The organism is Pseudomonas sp. BCRC 81390, assembly GCF_030341915.1.
In the GTDB taxonomy this organism is placed as follows: Bacteria; Pseudomonadota; Gammaproteobacteria; order Pseudomonadales; family Pseudomonadaceae; genus Aquipseudomonas.
Map to the genome: position 1 here is coordinate 73,255 of NZ_JATAAG010000006.1, position 19,022 is coordinate 92,276.

A 19,022-nucleotide genomic window follows, 5' to 3' on the forward strand; every position below is an offset into this window, starting at 1 on the left:
CACAGGCGCTGCAACTGTCGTGGCGAACACCTGTCAGCTCCGCTGCATCCCCAAGACATGCCTCCCACCACATGTTTAGTCATTAATGTCACTTTGACTGGCTCGTACAGAGTGCTTCACTGGGTCTCTCAAGCCTATCCGGATCCAGGAGCCCCCGATGAACCTGCACCAGTACGCTGAAACCCACGAAGTCACCAACCAGCCACCGCCGCTTGACGGTGCCAACCTGTACCGCCTCGACCTGCCGTTGCAGGAATGGTCGCGGCGTTTCGGTGCAGGCTGGGCCGAGTCGCGGATCGATGCCTACGGTGCCCTGGCCGGCGGCCCACTGATGCAGGCCGGCTTCCTGGCCAATGCGCACAAACCGGAGTTCAGCAGCCACGACCGCTACGGCCATCGCATCGACCTGGTCGAGTTCCACCCGGCCTACCATGAGCTGATGCGTACGGCCGTGGAGCACGGCCTGCCTTCGCTGCCATGGGCCGAGCCGCGTCCCGGCGCGCATGTGGCGCGGGCGTCGATGACCTACCTGCACAGCCAGGCCGAGGCGGGTAGCGGCTGCCCGCTGACCATGACCTTCGCCGCCGTCCCGGCGCTGCGCCTGCAGCCCGAACTGGCCGAATACTGGTTGCCGAAGATCCTCGCCTGCCAATATGACCCGCGCAACGTCGGCGACCGCCACAAGGCCGGGGTCACCCTGGGCATGGCAATGACCGAGAAACAGGGCGGTACCGATGTTCGGGCCAACACCACCCGGGCCTATCCGGTCGGCGCGGCGGGCCCGGGCCAGGCCTACGAGCTGGTCGGGCACAAGTGGTTCTGTTCGGCGCCCATGTGCGATGCCTTCCTGACCCTGGCGCAGACCGAGAAAGGCCTGAGCTGCTTCCTGCTGCCGCGCCACCGCCCGGACGACAGCCGCAACCAGTTCTATATCCAGCGCTTGAAGAACAAGCTGGGCAACCACTCCAATGCCTCCAGCGAGGTGGAGTTCCGCGGCGCCCTGGCGTGGATGGTCGGGGAAGAAGGGCGGGGCGTGCCGACCATCATCGAAATGGTGGCCATGACCCGCTTCGACTGCATGGTCGGCTCCAGTGCCCTGATGCGCCAGGCGTTGACCCAGGCGGCCCACCACTGCGCGCACCGCAAGGTTGGCGGGCGGTTGCTGAACGAGCAGCCATTGATGCAGAACGTGCTGGCTGACCTGGCGCTGGAAAGCGAGGCGGCGCTGGCCTTGAGCCTGCGCATGGGGCAGGCCCTGGAACAGCTGGATGACCCGCAGCAGGCGCATTTCGCCCGCCTGGTGACGGCGGTGGGCAAGTACTGGATCTGCAAACGTGCGCCAGCCATGATCAACGAGGCTGCCGAATGCATGGGCGGCGCCGGTTATGTAGAGGACAGCATCCTGCCACGCCTGTACCGCGAGGCGCCGGTCAACTCGACCTGGGAAGGTTCGGGCAACGTGCAGTGCCTGGATGTGCTGCGTGCGTTGTCCAAGGAACCGGGTGTGCTCGACGCGTTGTTCGCCGAATTGGGCGATGGGCACGGCGACCCGCGTCTGGCCGCGCATATCGGCAACCTCAAGGGCGCGTTTGCCGACACCGGTGACCTGCAGTACCGCGCGCGGCAACTGACCGAGGACATTGCCCTGGCGCTGCAGGCCAAGCTGTTGCTGGAGGCAGGCAATGCGGCGGTGAGTGATGCGTTCATCGACAGCCGGCTGGCGGGCGGAGGCAGGGTTTACGGGGCCTTGCCGCGGGGTGTCGATGTGCAGGCTCTGGTGATGCGGGCCACGCCAGTCTGGAGCAACTGAGCTGGCGTGGTCCGCTGCAACAGGTCTTGCGCTGCCTCCATACCATGCACAGAACTTGTAGGAGCGGCCTAGTGTCGCGATGGGCTGCGAAGCAGCCCCCGAGGTTCAGCGCCGATGCACAAATTGCCGGGGCTGCTTTGCAGCCCATCGCGGCACAAGGCCGCTCCTACAAGGAACAGCGCTGGCCTGCTGATTAACACCGATCAATGGGGGTGTATTTACCCACGAAGGCAGGCAAGATGGTTCACAGGCATGTCCAGACAGGAAGCACAGTGTGAGCCAAGCGTTTGTAGTCGTTGATACCCCCGAACAGGCCGTCGACCGTCTGGCGGCCTTGCATGACCAGGCCACCGGGGCCCTCAGCCAGGCCCTCAAGCGTTACCTGAAGGACCGTACCGAGCCGGACGCCGAAGCGCGCGACCTGTTCCGCTACCCCGCGCTACGCCTGACCTACTACAGCCACGGTGAAGTCGCCGCCACCACGCGGGCCTATGCCAAGGTGCAGGTAGCCGGTACCTACAGCGTCACCATCACCCAGCCGGCCGCGTTCCGTGCCTATCTGCTGGAGCAGCTGCGCCCGCTGATGCACGACTACACAGTGACGGTAGAGGTCGGCGTCAGCGAGCAGAACATCCCTTACCCCTACGTCGTCGACCAGGGTGACGAGCTGGCCGGCAGCGGCATTACCGCCGCCCAGTTGGCGCGGGTATTCCCCAGCACCGACCTGTCGGCGGCCACCGACAATATTGCCGACGGCCTGTACGACTGGGGTGGCGCCGATACCCTGCCGCTGGCACTGTTCGATGCTGCGCGGGTCGACTTCTCGCTGCGCCGCCTGGTGCACTACACCGGTAGCGACTGGCGCCACGTGCAGCCGTGGATCCTGCTGACCAACTACCACCGCTATGTCGACCAGTTCATCAGCCATGGGCTTGACCAGTTGCGTGACGACCCGCGCTTCGTGCGCATGGTCCTGCCGGGCAACGTGGTGATCGAAAAGGGCATGGACCACGGTGAAACCCAGGCCCTGGTGGCCAGTGTGGTCTGGCACCGCTACCAGATGCCGGCCTACCACCTGATCGCCGCCGACGGCGATGGCGTCACCCTGGTCAACATTGGCGTCGGCCCGTCCAATGCCAAGAACATCACCGACCACCTGGCTGTGCTGCGCCCGCACTGCTGGTTGATGATCGGCCACTGCGGTGGCCTGCGGCAGTCGCAGACCATCGGCGATTATGTGCTGGCACACGCCTACATGCGCCGTGACGGCATTCTCGACCGGGTAGTGCCGCCGAACATCCCGATTCCGGCGCTGGCCGAAGTGCAACTGGCCTTGCAGGAAGCCGCCGCCCAGGTTACCGGCGAACGTGGCGAACAGTTGAAGAAGCGCCTGCGCACCGGCACCGTGCTGACCTACGACGACCGCAACTGGGAGCTGCGCTGGGCTCAGGAGCGGCCGCTGATCAACCTGTCGCGTGCCGTGGCGGTAGACATGGAAAGCGGCACCATTGCCGCCCAGGGTTACCGCTTGCGCGTGCCATACGGCACCTTGCTGTGTGTTTCCGACAAGCCGTTGCACAGCGAAATCAAGCTGCCGGGTTCGGCCAACGCGTTCTACAACCGGGCGGTCAGCCAGCACCTGAAGATCGGCATTGCCGCGCTCGACCTGCTGCGTACCGAGCTCAACTCGCTGCACTCGCGTAAACTGCGCAGTTTCGATGAGCCGCCGTTCCGCTGAGGCCCCATGTCACTGCCCCCCCGTTCCAAGCCGCGCCGCCCCCAGGCGCGGCCTGCCACCGGCCCGCGTCGCCAGCCCAAGGCGCCCCCCGCCGAGCCACGCCTGATTCTGTTCAACAAGCCGTTCGACGTACTGACCCAGTTCAGCGACGGTGACGGGCGGGCGACGCTCAAGGACTATATCGACATCCCCGGCGTGTACCCGGCCGGGCGCCTGGACCGCGACAGCGAAGGCTTGTTGCTGCTGACCAACGACGGTGGCTTGCAGGCGCGCATTGCCGACCCGAAGCACAAGCTGGCGAAAACCTACTGGGTGCAGGTGGAAGGGGAGCCGAGCGAGGAGCAGTTGCAGCGCTTGCGCGATGGCGTGGCGCTGAATGACGGGCCGACCTTGCCGGCCGAGGCACGGCGTTTGGAAGAGCCCGAACTGTGGCCGCGCAACCCGCCGGTACGCTTTCGCAAGAGTGTGCCGACCAGCTGGCTGGAGCTGGTGATTCGCGAAGGACGCAACCGCCAGGTGCGGCGGATGACGGCGGCGGTAGGGTTGCCGACCTTGCGCCTGGTGCGGGTGCGGATCGGCGATTGGACGCTGGATGGGCTGGCGCAGGGGGGCTGGCGCGAAGTCCCGGCGAAGTTGCTGCGTTAGAGGGGGCCGCTTTGCGGCCCATCGCGACACAAGGTCGCTCCTACAGGTACAGCGCAAACTCAGGCACTGTGCGTTCCCAGTAGGAGCGGCCTTGTGTTGCGAAAGAAGCGCAAAGCGCTCCCGGCTTTCTCCAGCCCTACACGCCTTCGAGAAACCCCACCACCACGCTCTTGATGATAAAGGCCAACACCCCCAAGCCCAGCACGAAGAACAGGATCAAGGTGCCGAACCTGCCTGCCTTGGACTTTTTCGCCAGGTCCCAGACGATAAAACCCATGAAACCGATCAGCACGGTGACCAGGATGATCATCATCCACTCTTCGAATACGGCAGGATCCATCAGTGTTCTCCAGGCAGGCTGAGCAGCCGATTATACGCCGGCGGGCGTGAGCGTTCAGCGCAGGTGGGTCAATGGCAGCTCGGTGCTGGCCAGCACCTGGTTGAGCACGAAACTCGAGCGCACGCTGGTGACACCTTCGATTCGGGTCAGGCTGCCCAGCAGCAGTTTCTGGTAGTGGTCCATGTCCGGCACCACCACCTTCAGCTGGTAGTCGGCATCCATCCCGGTCACCAGGCTGCACTCGAGCACCTGTGGCAGGTTGCGAATGGCCGCCTCGAAGGTTTCGAAGCGCTCCGGGGTGTGCCGGTCCATGCCAATCAGCACGTAGGCGGTCAGGCTCAGGCCGAGCTTCTTGCGGTCGAGCAGGGCCACCTGGCGCGAGATGTAGCCATCGTCCTCCAGCTGCTTGACCCGACGCGAGCATGGCGATGGCGACAGGCCGATGCGTTCGGCCAGTTCCTGGTTGGAAATGCGCGCATCGCGCTGCAATTCGGCGAGGATGCTCAGGTCGTAGCGGTCAAGTTTGCTCATGGTTTCTGCCTTTTCTGTTCCGATTGCGTCGAATTATCAATCCGGGGCGAAAAATTGCGCAAGTGCTATTTATCCGAGCAATCTTCGCAATCCGCTGTCGCACCCTGTCCGGTATCGTTACCCACAGAATCACTGCCCGGACATCAGTCCACGGCGACGCGCCCCAGGCGGGCGGTCGCGGCCAGCCATCCAACAGGATCCGCCAGGCCCCCGGGCTACACGCCTTCCAGAAGACGGTGTGAGGTGAGCCGGCGCCACAAGTGCCGAGCACGGACGACAATTTCTGAAGGGAGGCCCTGCGGCCTCCCTTTTTTCATGCCCGTGAAATTTCATTGGCCCGCGTGATGGGCGCGGTAGACTGGTTGTCGGCGCCGTTTCTTTACCGAGAGGAATACCATGAAGTCGCGCATCTGGCAGTTGGCAGGTGTAGGTGTGTTTGCAGTGAGCATCAGTTTCGCGGCCATGGCCGAAGGGCCGGGTGAAGCACCCGCTCGCGCGCTCGGCTCGCGCGACGAAGTGCAACAGACGCAACCGCCCCGCCAGGGCTACTACCAGGACATTCCGCGTCGTCATGGCGATAACCGCTACTGGCAAGCCGGTGGCCCGGGGCAACGTCCCGGCGCTGACTGGCAGGGACGCCCGGATGGCCATGGCAATGGCTGGGGGCCCGGACCGCAGTACCGCCCAGGGCACACCCTCGATCATTTCCCGGAGCGTTACTGGAAAGTGCCCTACCGTGGCGATGACTATTTCTACTCCGGTGGCTACTGGTTCCGCCCGCAGGCGGGCCGGTATGTGGTGGTGACCCCGCCTTACGGCTTGCGGGTCGATTACCTGCCGCCCTACGCGCGGGAGGTCTGGCTGGGCGGGGCGTTGTTCTTCGTAGTGGCCGACACCTATTACCAGTACCTGGCCGACCGCCGCGAGTATGTGGTGGTCAACCCGCCTGAAACCGCGTCGCGCCCTGTGGGCAGTGGTTATGATGTGGCGGCTTACCCGATGCATGGGCAGGGGCAGGAACAGCAGGACCAGGACCGTTACCAGTGCCACCGTTGGGCGGTCAGCCAGTCAGGGTTCGACCCGGCGACAGCAGCGTATGCGCCGCCGGCCAATGTGGCCGATAACTACCGGCGAGCGCTGGGGGCCTGCTTCAGTGGCCGAGGCTACAGCATCAACTGAACCCGTTATGCTGCCTGCCCCGCCCGCATTGCCGGCAGGTTCACACCGGGTCGGCATGCACCATTACATCCGCCTGCGGATAGCGCTGACGGATGACTTCCGACGCCTTGACGCACAAGCCATGCGCTTCATCCAGCGGCAACTGCCCCGGCAGTTCCAGGTGCAACTGCACGAACCACTGGTTGCCTGACACACGCGTACGCAGGTCGTGCACGCCTTTCACGCCCGGGATGGCCAGCACCAGCGTGGCCATCTCCTCGCCCACATCAGCGGGCAGTTCCTTGTCCATGAGGATGGCCGTGCTCTCTCTGGCAATCTGCAGCGCACTCCACAGGATATAGGCGGCAATGCCCAGGCCGAACAGTGCATCCAGTTGCGGCCAGCCAAAGCGTGCCAGCAGCAACGCCAGGAGAATGCTGCCATTGAGCAGCAGGTCCGAACGGTAGTGCAGGGAGTCGGCGCGCACCGCCGTGGAGCCGGTCAGGCGGATGACTTTGGACTGCAAGGCCAGCAGGGCAAGCGTCAGCAACAGCGACAGCACCATCACCGCGATGCCGATGCCGGTATCGCCCAACGGTTTCGGGGTATGCAGGCGCTCGGCCGCCTGCACCCCGATGAGCACTGCACTGACCGCAATGAACAACGCCTGGGCCATCCCGGCCAGGGCTTCGGCCTTGCCATGCCCGTAACGGTGGTCATCGTCGGCCGGACGCAGGGCATAGTGCACGGCGAGCAGGTTGAGGAACGAGGCGACGGCATCCAGTGCCGAGTCGGTCAGCCCGGCCAACAGGCTCACCGAGCCGCTCAGCCACCAGGCCAGGGCCTTGCTCAAGACCAAAATGCTGGCCACTGCCAGGGACGCGCGCGTGGCCAGGCGCAGCAGGCGCTGGTGCTCAGCCGGGGTGGTGGTCATCCGTGATCGGTGTCCTTGCGGTTCAGGCCGCCGGTACCAGGCCCAGGGTGGCAAGTTGCTCGATACTGCCGCGATGCTGGATCAGCCGTGGGTCGTTCAACGGCAGGCGTTGGCCCAGTTCGCTCTCGAGAATGGCTTGCAGCTTCAGGTTGTCGACTTTGCCATCGGGGCTGACGGCGTCGCGCAGCTTGACCGGGTCGACCTGGGCGCTGCGCCCGCCCGGGTAGTAGATGGCCCCCGTGGCGAAGTCGATGCCGAAGGCGATCAGCCCCGGAATCACATAGAACAGGATGCCGATGGCATCCATTGCGGCAACCACAGGGTCGATCTTGCCGCCGATCTGGCCGCGGCGTTCGGGATAGAGAATGGTGCCGCAGGCGGTCAGTTGGGTCAGCAAGGTGACGATGAGGGCGCCACCGATGACGCGGGTTGGGATGCGCATGTGAATCTCCGAAAAGGTGTTCAGCAGGGGCAAGCGAAACGCCTGCGCCTGAAGCTAAGACCATGATAGAGCAGGCTGGGTTCGCCGTTATACTCGCGGGATTGTTCGAGGACCACCATGATTTCACTACCGATCGATGTTGTCTTGCCCGCCTTGCGCCAAGCCCTGCAAAACCGTGACGAAGCGGTGCTCGAGGCGCCGCCTGGCGCCGGCAAGACCACCCGCGTACCGCTGGCGCTGCTGAGCGAGCCCTGGCTGGCCGGGCAGCGCATTCTGATGCTCGAGCCACGGCGCCTGGCGGCCCGCGCCGCAGCCGAGCGCCTGGCCAGCGAGCTGGGCGAAAAGGTTGGCGAAACGGTGGGCTACCGCATTCGGCTGGACAGCAAGGTTGGGCTGAACACCCGCATCGAGGTGGTGACCGAAGGCATCCTCACCCGCCGCCTGCAAGCCGACCCGGCGCTGGAGGGGGTGGGGCTGCTGATCTTCGACGAGTTTCACGAGCGCAGCCTTGATGCCGACCTGGCCCTGGCGCTGAGCCTGAACGGCCGCGAGTTGCTGCGAGACGACCCGCCACTGAAGATTCTGCTGATGTCTGCGACGTTGGAGGGGGAGCGCCTGTCCCGGTTGCTGAACGATGCCCCGGTGGTCAGCAGTCAAGGCCGCATGCACCCTGTGGATATCCGCTGGGGCCGTCCTTTCCAGGCGGGCGAGTTCATCGAGCCGCGGATAGTGGACAGTGTGTTGCAGGCGCTGGCCGAGCAGGCCGGCAGTGTGCTGGTGTTCCTGCCTGGCCAGGCCGAGATACGCCGGGTGCACCAGAGCTTGCAGGAAGTGCTGGGTGAACGGCCGGAGATCCTGCTGTGCCCACTGCACGGCGAACTCGACCTCGATGCCCAGCGTGCGGCCATCGACCCGGCGCCCAAGGGCCTGCGCAAGGTGGTGCTGGCTACCAATATTGCCGAGACCAGCCTGACCATCGACGGCGTGCGTGTGGTGATCGATGCGGGCCTGGCCCGGGTCCCGCGCTTCGACCCCGGCAGCGGCATGACCCGCCTGGGCACCCAGCGCATCTCGCGCGCCAGCGCCACCCAGCGCGCCGGGCGTGCCGGCCGCCTGGAGCCCGGCGTGTGCTACCGATTGTGGTCCGAGGCTCAGCATGAGCAGTTGGCCGCCCACGGCAGTGCCGAAATCCTGCAGGCCGACCTGGCCGGCCTGGCCTTGCAGCTGGCACGCTGGGGCGTGACGCCCGAGCAATTGCGCTGGCTCGACCAGCCACCGCTTGCCGCGTTCGCCCAGGCCCAGGACCTGCTGGCACGGCTTAATGCCTACAAGCCCGGCAGCCGCGACAGCCTCAGCGAACATGGCCAGGCCATGGCCGAGCTGCCGGCACACCCCCGAATCGCGCATTTGCTGTTGCGGGGTCAGGACCTGGGCTTGGCACAAATGGCCTGTGATGTCGCTGCACTATTGGGCGAGCGGGATATTCAACGGGGTGGCGGTGCCGATCTGCATAGCCGCTTGGCCCTGGTCAGTGGCGAGAGCAAGGCCGCCCGGGGCAGCCAGGGCGGTGTGCAGCGGGCCCGCCAGTTGGCGCGCCAGTACCGTGGTTTGCTGCGCGGCAAGCCGCGGGCGCCGGTGGCCGACCCGGGCCACCCACGTTGGCTGGGCGCCCTGCTGGCGCTGGCCTACCCAGACCGCATCGCCCAGCAGCGCCGCGAGGGTGGTGCGGAGTACCGGCTGGCCAATGGCCGTGCGGCGCTGTTTGCCGAGGTCGATGCCTTGATGAAGTGCCCCTGGTTGGTGGTCGCCGACCTGGGTAGCCGCCAGGGCCAGCGTGAAGAACGTATCTACCTGGCGGCGGAATTCGACCCGACATTGCTCGATGGCGTGCTGGCCGAGCAGGTGGAACGGGTTGATCTGCTCGATTGGGATGAGCGCGAGCAGGTGTTGCGTGCCGAGCGTCAGGTCAAGGTTGGCGAGCTGATCCTCAGCCGCGAACCGCTGCCCGGCCTGGACGATGAGGCGCGCGCCCGGGCACTGCTTGGTCTGGTCCGGCGCAAGGGGCTGAACCTCTTGAGCTGGACCCCAGAGCTGCGCCAATGGCAGGCACGTGTAGCGCTGTTGCGCCAGCTCGACCTGGCCAAGGAAGGCCACAGCGAATGGCCAGACCTGAGCGACGAGGCCTTGCTCGCCAGCCTTGAAGACTGGCTGCAGCCATACCTGGGCAACGTATCGCGGCTCAGCCACTTCGCCGCGCTGGACCTGCCGTCGATGCTGCGCAACCTGTTGCCCTGGCCATTGCCGCAGCGCCTGGAAGAACAGGCCCCAGCGCACCTGGCAGTGCCGTCCGGCTCGAATATCCGCCTGGATTACAGCGAAAACCCGCCGATTCTCGCGGTGCGCCTGCAGGAGCTGTTCGGCCTGGCCGACACGCCACGCATCGCCAATGGGCGCCTGCAGGTCAAGCTGCACCTGCTGTCACCGGCACGCAGGCCGGTGCAGGTGACCCAGGACCTGGCCAACTTCTGGCGTACGACCTATGCCGAAGTGAAGAAGGACCTGAAAGGACGCTACCCGAAGCATTACTGGCCGGATGACCCGTTGGTGGCCGAGGCGACGGCCCGGGCCAAGCCTCGGGGAACCTGATTATTCCCTAGTCGCGGGCTTCGCCTTCCAGCAGCATGAACAGGCGGTACAGCACCACGGTACTGAACAGCTGCAGGAAGCCGCTGAGGCTGTCCATGGCCAGCTCCATGCCCGGCGATGGCTCGGGGAAAGCCATCAACAGCAGCCCGTCGATCAGCCATATCGGTGCCAATACCCCCAGCACGCAAATCATGATGCGCAGGAAGTGGCCCGTGGTCATGCGCGCGCTTTCGCGCATCGACTGCACCACTGGCAAGCCGCGCAGCACCAGCAGGTACTCGGCGAACACCAGGTTGATCATGATCCACACGCCCGGGAAGATGAACAGCGCCAGGCCTGCCATGATCAGCAGCGAGCTGATCAGGATCAGCAGGGCCAGCTGCGGCCACAGCTGCACGGCGCGGGCAAACAGGTCGCGTTTGGCAGTGGCCTGGCCGTTGCTGCGGGTGTCCAGGAACAGGATCAGTGCGGCGCTGTACAGCGGGTAGAACAGCAGGCTGACCAGCATGCCGTAGGCCGGCGATGCCTGGTCACCCAATTGCCGGTACAGCAGTTGGGTAAGCAGTGCCTCCAGCACTACAAGGGGCAGGCACAGCTGGAGAATGCTCGGCAGGTGGCGGCGGAAGAAGTACAGGGAGTCGCGCAGGACGCTCAGCGGATTCATCGGTCAACATCGCATGACAGGAAAAACAGGGGCCTAACTTTAGCCCAAAGCAGGGCAGGGGCCGCCATTTGCTGAAAAAAGTTTCACGACACCGGTGATTGAATCCCCCGCCTGTACGCCCCATCTTTGAGGCTGTCCGTTGTCCCGCTACCCACGAGGTCGCCCCATGAATACTGAAGAACAAACCCTGATCGACGGCCTGTTCAGCCGTATCAAGCAAGCCGAGGACCCGAGCCAGCCTCGTGATGCTCAGGCTCAGGCCCGTATCGAGGAGCACCTGCGCCAGCAGCCGGCGGCACCTTACTACATGGCCCAGGCGATCCTGGTCCAGGAGGCCGCGCTCAAGCGCCTCGACGAGCAGAACAAGCAGCTGGAAGCCGAACTGAAGCAGGCGCGAGCCCAGGCTGAGGCAGCCCGTGCCAGCAGCGCGCCAAGCAGCAGTGGCGGTGGTTTTCTCTCCAGCATCTTTGGTTCGGGCGGCCGCAATGCGGCTTCGGCAGTGCAACCGCAACCCGCTGTTGCCGCCCCTGCGCCATCGACTGGCGGCTGGCGCGAGCCGGCGGCGCCGGGCTATTCGCAGCCGCAAATGCAGCAGCCTGGTTTCGCCGCCGCGCCGGCACGCAGTGGTGCCAGCAGTTTCCTTGGTGGGGCGATGCAGACCGCAGCCGGCGTGGCCGGCGGTGTATTGCTGGCGCAGGGCATCAGCAGCCTGTTCCACCATGATGCGCAGCCGCAGGAGGTGGTCGAAGTGATCAAGGAAGAGCCGGCGCCCGCCAGTGACAGCGGTGGCTGGAACGATTCGGGCGCCCAGCAGCAGGTTGCCGACAATGGTGGCTGGGGCAGTGACCAAGGTGGTTATGCCGACAGCGATTATGGCAGCGATGATGGCGGGTTCTTCTCGGACGACGATTCGTACGTCTGACAGGTCTGGCATACTGCTGGCATTTCCGGGGGCACAGAGCGCCCCCGGATCCCCAGACCGGATATGAGGCTTCAGGGTGAAAAAGATCGCGCTGTTCGCCGATGTGCAGAACCTCTACTACACCGTGCGTCAGGCCCACGGTTGCCATTTCAACTACACCGCGTTGTGGAACGCGGTCAGCCGCGAAGGCCAGATCGTCGAGGCCGTGGCCTATGCCATCGACCGTGGCGACAGCAAGCAGCAACAGTTCCAGCAGATCTTGCGCAACCTCGGTTTCGATGTGCGGCTCAAGCCTTTCATCCAGCGTAGCGATGGTTCGGCCAAAGGTGACTGGGACGTGGGCATTACGCTGGACGTGATGGATGCCGCCAGCCGCGTCGACCAGGTGGTGCTGGCCTCTGGCGACGGCGATTTCGACCTCCTGCTGGAGCGGGTGATTCAGCGTCATGGCACCGAGGCGGTGGTGTATGGTGTACCCGGCCTCACGGCACTCTCGCTGATCCGTGCCGCCACCCGCTATGTGCCCATCGAGGGTGCGCTGTTGCTCAAACACTGAGGCCCCTTGCATGGAACGTATCGCCGTCATCGACTTTGAAACCACCGGCATCAGCCCCGGCGCTGGCTGCCGCGCTACCGAGGTGGCGGTGGTGATGCTGGAGCGCGGACGCATCGTCGAGCGTTACCAGAGCCTGATGAACGCGGGGGTTGCAGTGCCGGCTTTCGTCGCCGGGCTGACAGGTATCACCAGCGCTATGTTGCGCAGTGCGCCGCCGGTCGACCAGGTGATGAACGAAGTGGCCGATTTTGTCGGAAGCACGCCGCTGCTCGCGCACAACGCCGCGTTCGACCAGAAGTTCTGGGACTATGAACTGAGCCGCATCGGCCGTAGCCGTAGCCAGGCCTTTGCCTGTTCCCTGCTGCTGTCCCGGCGCCTGCTGCCGGCGGCACCGAACCACAAGCTGGGCACCTTGACCCGTTGGGCCGGGCTGCCGCATACCGGGACCGCGCACCGGGCCATGGCCGATGCCGAAATGGCTGCCAACCTGTTGCAGCACCTGGCCGGCGTGCTGCGCCAGAGCCATGGTGTGCAGCAATTGTCTCACGAGCTGCTCTGCCGCCTGCAGAAAACCCCTGCGGCGAAGGTGCGCGACACCCTGGCCAGGTTCTGTTAGGCCTTCCTCTCCAGTTGTGCCAGCGGCACTCGCCGCTCCACGGCACTGGAAAGAATGATCGAGGTTTTGCTGAAGCCGAACTGCGCGACCCGGTTGATCAGTTCCTCCAGCTCGGGCATCGAGCCCACCGCGGCCTGCATGATCACACAGGGGTCACCGGTGACCCGGTGGCATTCGGTCAGCTGGGGGATCTGCGTCAATGCTTCATAGGCCTGCTGGTTACCGTGGCTGGCCAGGCGTAGCTCGATCACGCACTGGATCGGCAGGCCGATCTTGCTCATGTCGACCTTGGCCTGGTAGCCGGTGATGACTCCGCTGGCCTCCAGCTTGGCCACCCGTTCGGCCACCGCTGGCGCCGACAGGTTCACCTGACGCGCCAGTTGCGCGAAGGTGGCGCGCCCATTGTCGAGCAGGGCGGCGAGCAGCATGCGGTCGTATTTATCCATGGGTTGTTCCTGTCTGGTTTCGATTCGCTGGAAAAGTGCCCTGATAACCATGCAATGCAAAGTGTTCTGGCGATTTAAAGCGGTTTTGTAACTTAAGTTTACACCGCAGCCTTTCTAAACTAAGCCACCCGTAAACGGATTTCGAGTGTGCCCCATGCCTGCCTCCCGTCGCTTCCCGTTGTTGCTCATCGGCGCTTTCCTGGCCTTGTATCTGGTCTGGGGATCTACCTACCTGTTCATCCGTATCGGCGTCGAAAGCTGGCCGCCGATGCTCATGGCTGGGGTGCGCTTCCTGATTGCTGGCGCCTTGCTGTATGGCTTCCTGCGCTGGCGCGGTGTGCCGGCACCGACCTGGCCGCAGTGGCGAGCGGCGGGGGCGATCGGTTTCCTGCTGCTCAGTTGCGGCAACGGCGGCGTGACCGTGGCCGAGCATGTCGGGGTGGCCTCGGGCGTGGCGGCGCTGGCGGTGGCGACGGTGCCGCTGTTTACCTTGCTGTTCGGCCTGTTGTTCGGGCACCGCAACTCCAGGCTGGAGTGGGCGGGCATCGCCCTTGGGCTGGTGGGTATCGGCCTGCTGAACCTGGGCTCCAACCTGCAGGCCAGCCCGATAGGTGCGGCGCTGATCATTTTTGCCGCAGCGTCCTGGGCATTCGGTTCGGTGTGGAGCAAGACCCTGCCGTTACCCCAGGGGCCGATGGCCAGTGCCGCGGAAATGCTGGTCGGTGGCGCCGTGCTGTTGCTGGGCAGCGTGCTGTCTGGCGAGCGCATGACACAGATGCCCAGCGCCGCCGGCTGGGGGGCGTTGGCCTACCTGGTGCTGTTCGGCTCGATCCTGGCCTTCAGTGCCTACATGTACCTGCTCAAAAATGTGCGCCCGGCGGCCGCCACCAGCTATGCCTACGTCAACCCGGCGGTGGCGGTGCTGCTGGGCATCGTCTTCGCCGGCGAGCAGATCGGTGCCGAAGAGTGCGTGGCGATGGCGGTGATCATCGGCGCGGTGGTGTTGATCGGCCTGCCGCAATGGCGCAAGGCGCCCGAACCCGCGCAGCCGCTGAAAGGTGAAATCTGCAAGTAGGCAGGGGCGATGCGGTAAACTTGCCGCCTTCGCTGAACCCCCTGACGGTATTGCCATGAATTTCGCCAAACTCGGCCTGATCGAACCGCTGCTGCGCACCCTGCAGCAGCTGGACTACACCACCCCGACCCCGGTGCAGGCCAAAGCCATTCCCGCCGTGCTGGCTGGCCGTGACCTGATGGCCGCAGCCCAGACCGGCACCGGCAAGACCGCCGGCTTTGCCTTGCCCGTGCTGCAACGCCTGGCACTGGAAGGCGACAAGGTGGCCAGCAATTCGATCCGCGCGCTGGTGCTGGTGCCTACCCGGGAACTGGCCGAGCAGGTGCACAACAATGTCCGCGAATACGCCGAGAACCTGCCGCTGAGCACCTACGCGGTGTACGGCGGGGTCAGCATCAACCCACAAATGATGCGCCTGCGTCGCGGTGTCGACCTGCTGGTGGCTACCCCGGGGCGTCTGCTTGACCTGTTCCGCCAGAACGCGGTGAAGTTCAACCAGGTGCAGACCCTGGTACTCGACGAAGCCGACCGCATGCTCGACCTGGGCTTTGCCGAAGAACTGCAGTCGGTATACGCCGCCCTGCCACGCAAGCGCCAGACGCTGCTGTTCTCGGCCACCTTCTCCGAGCAGATCCGCATGCTGGCGGGGCTGGCCCTGAATGACCCGCTGAGCATCGAAGTCAGCCCGCGCAATGCCACGGCCAGCAGCGTCAAGCAGTGGCTGGTGCCGGTCGACAAGAAGCGCAAGGTCGACCTGTTCTGCCACCTGCTGCGCAAGCAGCGCTGGAAGCAGGTGCTGGTGTTCGCCAAGACCCGCAATGGCGTCGACCAGCTGGTGGAGCGCTTGCTGGCCGAAGGTGTGAATGCCGACGGCATCCACGGTGACCGTCCGCAAGCCACCCGCCAGCGCGCCCTGGACAGCTTCAAGGCCCGCGAAATCCAGGTACTGGTGGCCACCGACGTGGCGGCCCGCGGCCTGGATATCGATGACTTGCCATTGGTGGTCAACCTCGACCTGCCGATCGTTGCCGAGGACTACGTGCATCGCATCGGGCGTACCGGGCGTGCCGGCAACAAGGGCGAGGCGATTTCGCTGGTGTGTGCCGATGAAGTGCAGTTGCTGGCGGCCATCGAAGTGCTGACCCGGCAGACCCTGCCGCGCCATGAGGAGCCGGATTTCATCCCCGACCACCGCGTACCGATGACCGATGCCAGCGGCCAGGTGATCAAGAAGCCGAAGAAGCCCAAGAAGCCGAAGGAAAACAGCGCCAAGCGCGGTTTGGGGCGCTGGATGGACAGTGCCGAGGCGGGCACTGCGGCGCCCGCGGTGAAGGCGGTGCGCAAGGTGCCGAGCTTCAATGGTGGGCCGCGCAAGCGTAAGCCTTGAGGTGTTTGGGGCCGCTTTGCGGCCCATCGCGACGCAAGGTCGCTCCTACAGGTGCAGCGCACCCCCTGTCAGGAAACCCGCATCGCCCAATCTGCGGCCGCCCGCCCGGCGCGCAACCCGCTGGCAAAGCACGCCGTCAGCAGATAGCCCCCGGTCGGTGCTTCCCAGTCCAGCATCTCGCCAGCGCAGAACACGCCCGGCATGCGCCGCAGCATCAGGCCTTCATCCAGGGCCTCGAAACGCACCCCTCCCGCGCTGCTGATCGCTTCATCCAGCGGCCGCGTGCGTACCAGCGTGATCGGCAATGCCTTGATCGCCCTGGCCAGCGCTTCAGGGTCGGCAAAGGTCGCCTGATCGGTCAGTTCGCGCAACAGTGCCGCCTTGACTCCATCGAGGCCCAGCTGGCTGTGCAGGTGCTTGGCCATGGAGCGCGAGCCTCGGGGCCTGGCAAGCGCCTGGGCGACTTTTTCCACCGGCTTGTCTGGCAACAGGTCAAGCAGCAACTGCCCTTGGCCGGTTCGGTTGATGGCCTCGCGTACTGGCGCTGACCAGGCATACACCAAGCTGCCTTCCACACCCTGGGCCGTGAGAATGAACTCACCTTTGCGCGGCGCGCTGCCAGGGACGCTCAAGGCAATGTTCTTCAACGGCGCACCGGCGAACTTTTCCTTGAGCAGCGCGCTCCAGCCGGCCACCTCGAAGCCGCAGTTGCTCGGCTGCAGGGGCGAGATATCCACACCCCGTTCGGCGAGCAGCGCTTGCCAGCTACCGTCGGAACCCAGTCGCGCCCAACTGCCGCCGCCCAAGGCCAATACCACCACGGCAGGGGCAAGCAGCCGTTCGCCCTGTGGATAAGCCATCCGCAAAGCGCCCTCGGCGTTCCAGCCCAGCCAGCGGTGACGGGTGTGGATAACCACCCCGCTGTCGCGCAGGCGCTTGAGCCAGGCGCGCAGCAATGGCGCGGCTTTCATGTCGGTGGGGAACACCCGGCCCGAGGTGCCGACAAAGGTCTCGATGCCCAGGCCATGAATCCACTGGCGCAAGGCCTCGGCGTCGAAGTCGCGCAGCAGGGCGTCGATGTTGTCCTGGCGCTCGGCATAACGGCCGACGAAGGCCGGGTAAGGCTCGGAATGGGTGATGTTCATGCCGCCGACACCCGCCAGCAGGAACTTGCGGCCGACCGAAGGCATGGCATCGAACACTTCCACCGTCAGGCCCGCCTGGGCCAGTGCTTCTGCGGCCATCAGGCCGGCGGGGCCGGCGCCGATGACAACAGCAAGGGGAGGGGCGGCGGGGTTGAGATCGGACATGGTGGGCAGCAGGCTGTGGAAAAGAGGCGCATTCTAGCGCAGCGCAGCCTGCTGGCGCACTGATCAAAAAATGATCAGAGCCCTGCAGGCCACACCTGTAAAGGGCTGCAGCGCCTTTCCCGCAGGTTATCCACAAGCGGCTCCACAGTCATTGTGAACAACCGATGACACGAGCCGCACTGTGGTGGAGGATGCCATGACGCCTGGCCAGCGCTATCCGGTCCTTGCTGTAACCGCCGCCGATCACGCCCACCACCGGGATGTCACGGCCCAGGCAATGGCGCAGCACCGCTTCGTCACGGGCGGCAACGCCTGCGTCGGTCAGTTGCAGGTAGCCCAGGGCGTCGTCCTTGTGCACATCGACCCCGGCGTCATACAGCACCAGGTCGGGACGATAGAGCGGCAGCAGGTAGTTCAGGGCGTCGTCGACCACCTTCAGGTAGGCGGCGTCACCCATACCGCGTGGCAAGGGGATGTCCCAGTCACTTTGCGCCTTGCGGGCCGGGAAGTTCTGTTCGCAGTGCAGTGATACGGTGATGGCGTCTGGCGTGTCGTGCAGGATGCGCGCGGTGCCGTCGCCCTGGTGCACATCGCAGTCGAAGATCAGCACCCGGTGGACCCGGCCGGCCTCCAGCAGGTAGCGGCTGATCACCGCCAGGTCGTTGAAGATGCAGAAGCCGGCAGGGTGATCGTAATGGGCATGGTGGGTGCCACCGGCAAGGTGGCAGGCGATGCCGTGCTGCAGTGCCATCTCGGCGCTCAGCAACGAGCCACCTACCGCGCGTACGGTGCGCCGGGCCAGGGCTTCGCTCCAGGGCAGGCCGAGGCGACGTTGGTCCTCGCGTGACAGGTCACCGTTCAGGTAGCGCTCGATGTAGCTGCGGTCGTGAGCCAGGGCGAGGATGTCGTTGGGGCAGATGTCCGGGCGCAGCAGGGCCTGGTCGGTGGTCAGCCCGCTTTCGACCAGGTGATCGCGCAGCAGGCGGAACTTGTCCATCGGAAAGCGGTGCTCGGCAGGAAACTCCGGGCTGTAGTCTTCGTGGTAGATCAGCGGCAGCGGCATGGCGGTTTCGCAATCGGGGCCAGTGCTGATCTTGCCAGTTCAGCGGTTGTGGTTGCTATCGCGAATGCGCGCGTTGTAGCGCAGCCTTGTGTCTTGAAAGGGGATTGGAATCTGGAGCGAGAGCGGTGAATGGCAAGCTGAATGCCGCAGGTGCCTTGAGCACGAGAGGGAGCACAAGCTGCCATTCACCGTTCCACTTTGGCCAGCGTCCGAACAGTTGGATGAGGGGCGAAGCTCGAACCACAAGCATGGGCCAAGCCAAAGCGCTCTCACAGTGTCCAACACTCAAAGGCCGGTATGAGGTTCTGCGTGGACGAGGAAGTTAGCCAAGGTCGCACTTGTGGCCTGCATGAGAATCATCATCGTACGGCTCAACGCAATGCTCAGAACGGGCACGCCGTGGCGGGATGACCTGCCAAGACCCGAGGAGTCAACGCAGATGCAGAGTTCTGCGTGATCAGCGTGGGAGCGGGTTTACCCGCGAAGAACACACCGCGGTGGATGGCACCGGCTGTGCCGGTGTTCGCGGGGCAAGCCCGCTCCCACAGGAATAACGCCCGCTTTGAACATTTGAGCAAGACAGTTGCTCTCACAGGTGTAGTGTCAACCCGAAGCCAGCACAGTACCTGTAGATACTCTGTTCGCGGTCAAGCTTTTCTGAGGTGCTCAGCGCTGAAAAGCTTGGCCGTTTCAAATGGCTTATCCCCATGCATGCATGCCCAGATGCCAGTCAGGTATT

The 19,022-nt window shown here is 64.9% G+C and carries 18 protein-coding genes and 1 pseudogene; 11 read left to right on the forward strand and 8 right to left on the reverse strand.

Annotated elements, in window-relative coordinates:
* Positions 1–157: 157 nt before the first annotated feature.
* The 3 genes from QSV36_RS03360 to QSV36_RS03370 all read left to right on the forward strand — a co-directional run bounded on the left by QSV36_RS03360 (position 158) and on the right by QSV36_RS03370 (position 4,193).
* Positions 158–1,810: an acyl-CoA dehydrogenase family protein gene (locus tag QSV36_RS03360; protein ID WP_289129828.1), complete on the forward strand. Its 1,653-nt coding sequence runs from the start codon at positions 158–160 to the stop codon at positions 1,808–1,810.
* Positions 1,811–2,084: 274 nt separating this feature from the next.
* Entirely contained in the window at positions 2,085–3,548 is a 1,464-nt protein-coding gene (gene amn / locus QSV36_RS03365) for an AMP nucleosidase (RefSeq protein ID WP_289129830.1), read from the forward strand.
* A gap of 6 nt (positions 3,549–3,554) precedes the next feature.
* Positions 3,555–4,193, forward strand: coding sequence for a pseudouridine synthase (locus tag QSV36_RS03370; protein WP_289129831.1), 639 nt, complete (start codon positions 3,555–3,557; stop codon positions 4,191–4,193).
* Positions 4,194–4,329: 136 nt separating this feature from the next.
* On the opposite strand, the gene QSV36_RS03375 is transcribed toward QSV36_RS03370, so the two are convergent.
* Positions 4,330–4,533 (reverse strand): DUF2788 domain-containing protein, encoded by a 204-nt coding sequence (locus tag QSV36_RS03375; RefSeq protein ID WP_013974331.1) that lies wholly within the window; start codon positions 4,531–4,533, stop codon positions 4,330–4,332.
* 54 nt (positions 4,534–4,587) lie between these two features.
* Positions 4,588–5,064 (reverse strand): Lrp/AsnC family transcriptional regulator, encoded by a 477-nt coding sequence (locus QSV36_RS03380; protein WP_003249795.1) that lies wholly within the window; start codon positions 5,062–5,064, stop codon positions 4,588–4,590.
* A 396-nt stretch (positions 5,065–5,460) separates the two neighbouring features.
* Here QSV36_RS03380 and QSV36_RS03385 point away from each other — a divergent pair, with 396 nt between their 5' ends.
* A complete protein-coding gene (locus QSV36_RS03385) occupies positions 5,461–6,243 on the forward strand; it encodes a DUF6515 family protein (protein WP_289129834.1) in 783 nt (260 codons plus the stop codon).
* A 40-nt stretch (positions 6,244–6,283) separates the two neighbouring features.
* Here QSV36_RS03385 and QSV36_RS03390 read toward each other — a convergent pair whose 3' ends face one another.
* On the reverse strand, positions 6,284–7,156 hold the full coding sequence (locus QSV36_RS03390) for a cation diffusion facilitator family transporter (RefSeq protein ID WP_289129835.1): 873 nt from the start codon (positions 7,154–7,156) through the stop codon (positions 6,284–6,286).
* Positions 7,157–7,178: 22 nt separating this feature from the next.
* Entirely contained in the window at positions 7,179–7,598 is a 420-nt protein-coding gene (gene pmcY / locus QSV36_RS03395) for a periplasmic Zn2+ metallochaperone PmcY (protein WP_289129837.1), read from the reverse strand.
* 117 nt (positions 7,599–7,715) lie between these two features.
* Here pmcY and hrpB point away from each other — a divergent pair, with 117 nt between their 5' ends.
* Positions 7,716–10,244, forward strand: coding sequence for an ATP-dependent helicase HrpB (gene hrpB, locus QSV36_RS03400; RefSeq protein ID WP_289129839.1), 2,529 nt, complete (start codon positions 7,716–7,718; stop codon positions 10,242–10,244).
* 7 nt (positions 10,245–10,251) lie between these two features.
* On the opposite strand, the gene QSV36_RS03405 is transcribed toward hrpB, so the two are convergent.
* Positions 10,252–10,908, reverse strand: coding sequence for a YciC family protein (locus QSV36_RS03405; RefSeq protein WP_289129842.1), 657 nt, complete (start codon positions 10,906–10,908; stop codon positions 10,252–10,254).
* Between the two features lie 166 nt (positions 10,909–11,074).
* Between QSV36_RS03405 and QSV36_RS03410 the strand changes: the two genes are divergently transcribed.
* The 3 genes from QSV36_RS03410 to QSV36_RS03420 all read left to right on the forward strand — a co-directional run bounded on the left by QSV36_RS03410 (position 11,075) and on the right by QSV36_RS03420 (position 13,002).
* Positions 11,075–11,830: a DUF2076 domain-containing protein gene (locus tag QSV36_RS03410; RefSeq protein ID WP_289129844.1), complete on the forward strand. Its 756-nt coding sequence runs from the start codon at positions 11,075–11,077 to the stop codon at positions 11,828–11,830.
* A 76-nt stretch (positions 11,831–11,906) separates the two neighbouring features.
* Positions 11,907–12,386 carry an NYN domain-containing protein gene (locus QSV36_RS03415; RefSeq protein ID WP_289129847.1) on the forward strand — a complete coding sequence of 160 codons (480 nt, stop codon included), beginning with the start codon at positions 11,907–11,909 and terminating at the stop codon, positions 12,384–12,386.
* A 10-nt stretch (positions 12,387–12,396) separates the two neighbouring features.
* A complete protein-coding gene (locus QSV36_RS03420; protein WP_289129850.1) occupies positions 12,397–13,002 on the forward strand; it encodes a 3'-5' exonuclease in 606 nt (201 codons plus the stop codon).
* On the opposite strand, the gene QSV36_RS03425 is transcribed toward QSV36_RS03420, so the two are convergent.
* Entirely contained in the window at positions 12,999–13,448 is a 450-nt protein-coding gene (locus tag QSV36_RS03425) for an Lrp/AsnC family transcriptional regulator (RefSeq protein WP_225779342.1), read from the reverse strand. The genes QSV36_RS03420 and QSV36_RS03425 overlap by 4 nt on opposite strands.
* 154 nt (positions 13,449–13,602) lie before the next feature.
* Between QSV36_RS03425 and yedA the strand changes: the two genes are divergently transcribed.
* Positions 13,603–14,523 carry a drug/metabolite exporter YedA gene (gene yedA / locus QSV36_RS03430; protein ID WP_289129853.1) on the forward strand — a complete coding sequence of 307 codons (921 nt, stop codon included), beginning with the start codon at positions 13,603–13,605 and terminating at the stop codon, positions 14,521–14,523.
* A gap of 55 nt (positions 14,524–14,578) precedes the next feature.
* Entirely contained in the window at positions 14,579–15,910 is a 1,332-nt protein-coding gene (gene rhlE1 / locus QSV36_RS03435; protein ID WP_289129856.1) for an RNA helicase RhlE1, read from the forward strand.
* Positions 15,911–15,978: 68 nt separating this feature from the next.
* Here the strand turns inward: rhlE1 and QSV36_RS03440 are convergent, their stop codons facing one another.
* A complete protein-coding gene (locus QSV36_RS03440) occupies positions 15,979–17,220 on the reverse strand; it encodes a TIGR03862 family flavoprotein (RefSeq protein ID WP_289129859.1) in 1,242 nt (413 codons plus the stop codon).
* A 148-nt stretch (positions 17,221–17,368) separates the two neighbouring features.
* On the reverse strand, positions 17,369–18,283 hold the full coding sequence (locus tag QSV36_RS03445) for a histone deacetylase family protein (protein ID WP_289129862.1): 915 nt from the start codon (positions 18,281–18,283) through the stop codon (positions 17,369–17,371).
* A gap of 319 nt (positions 18,284–18,602) precedes the next feature.
* On the opposite strand from QSV36_RS03445, the pseudogene QSV36_RS03450 reads away from it, so the two are divergent.
* Positions 18,603–18,740: pseudogene (locus tag QSV36_RS03450) on the forward strand (IS110 family transposase); the annotation flags it as partial.
* Between the last annotated feature and the right edge of the window lie 282 nt (positions 18,741–19,022).

Bases quoted from the DNA above. Each gene is read 5' to 3' on its own strand.
- QSV36_RS03375 (WP_013974331.1), bottom strand. From the start codon at position 4,533: ATGGATCCTGCCGTATTCGAAGAGTGGATGATGATCATCCTGGTCACC.
- QSV36_RS03385 (WP_289129834.1), top strand. From the start codon at position 5,461: ATGAAGTCGCGCATCTGGCAGTTGGCAGGTGTAGGTGTGTTTGCAGTG.
- QSV36_RS03440 (WP_289129859.1), bottom strand. From the start codon at position 17,220: ATGTCCGATCTCAACCCCGCCGCCCCTCCCCTTGCTGTTGTCATCGGC.
- QSV36_RS03420 (WP_289129850.1), top strand. From the start codon at position 12,397: ATGGAACGTATCGCCGTCATCGACTTTGAAACCACCGGCATCAGCCCC.
- pmcY (WP_289129837.1), bottom strand. From the start codon at position 7,598: ATGCGCATCCCAACCCGCGTCATCGGTGGCGCCCTCATCGTCACCTTG.
- QSV36_RS03370 (WP_289129831.1), top strand. From the start codon at position 3,555: ATGTCACTGCCCCCCCGTTCCAAGCCGCGCCGCCCCCAGGCGCGGCCT.
- QSV36_RS03405 (WP_289129842.1), bottom strand. From the start codon at position 10,908: ATGAATCCGCTGAGCGTCCTGCGCGACTCCCTGTACTTCTTCCGCCGC.
- hrpB (WP_289129839.1), top strand. From the start codon at position 7,716: ATGATTTCACTACCGATCGATGTTGTCTTGCCCGCCTTGCGCCAAGCC.
- QSV36_RS03445 (WP_289129862.1), bottom strand. From the start codon at position 18,283: ATGCCGCTGCCGCTGATCTACCACGAAGACTACAGCCCGGAGTTTCCT.
- QSV36_RS03360 (WP_289129828.1), top strand. From the start codon at position 158: ATGAACCTGCACCAGTACGCTGAAACCCACGAAGTCACCAACCAGCCA.
- QSV36_RS03410 (WP_289129844.1), top strand. From the start codon at position 11,075: ATGAATACTGAAGAACAAACCCTGATCGACGGCCTGTTCAGCCGTATC.
- rhlE1 (WP_289129856.1), top strand. From the start codon at position 14,579: ATGAATTTCGCCAAACTCGGCCTGATCGAACCGCTGCTGCGCACCCTG.
- yedA (WP_289129853.1), top strand. From the start codon at position 13,603: ATGCCTGCCTCCCGTCGCTTCCCGTTGTTGCTCATCGGCGCTTTCCTG.
- QSV36_RS03380 (WP_003249795.1), bottom strand. From the start codon at position 5,064: ATGAGCAAACTTGACCGCTACGACCTGAGCATCCTCGCCGAATTGCAG.
- QSV36_RS03425 (WP_225779342.1), bottom strand. From the start codon at position 13,448: ATGGATAAATACGACCGCATGCTGCTCGCCGCCCTGCTCGACAATGGG.
- QSV36_RS03390 (WP_289129835.1), bottom strand. From the start codon at position 7,156: ATGACCACCACCCCGGCTGAGCACCAGCGCCTGCTGCGCCTGGCCACG.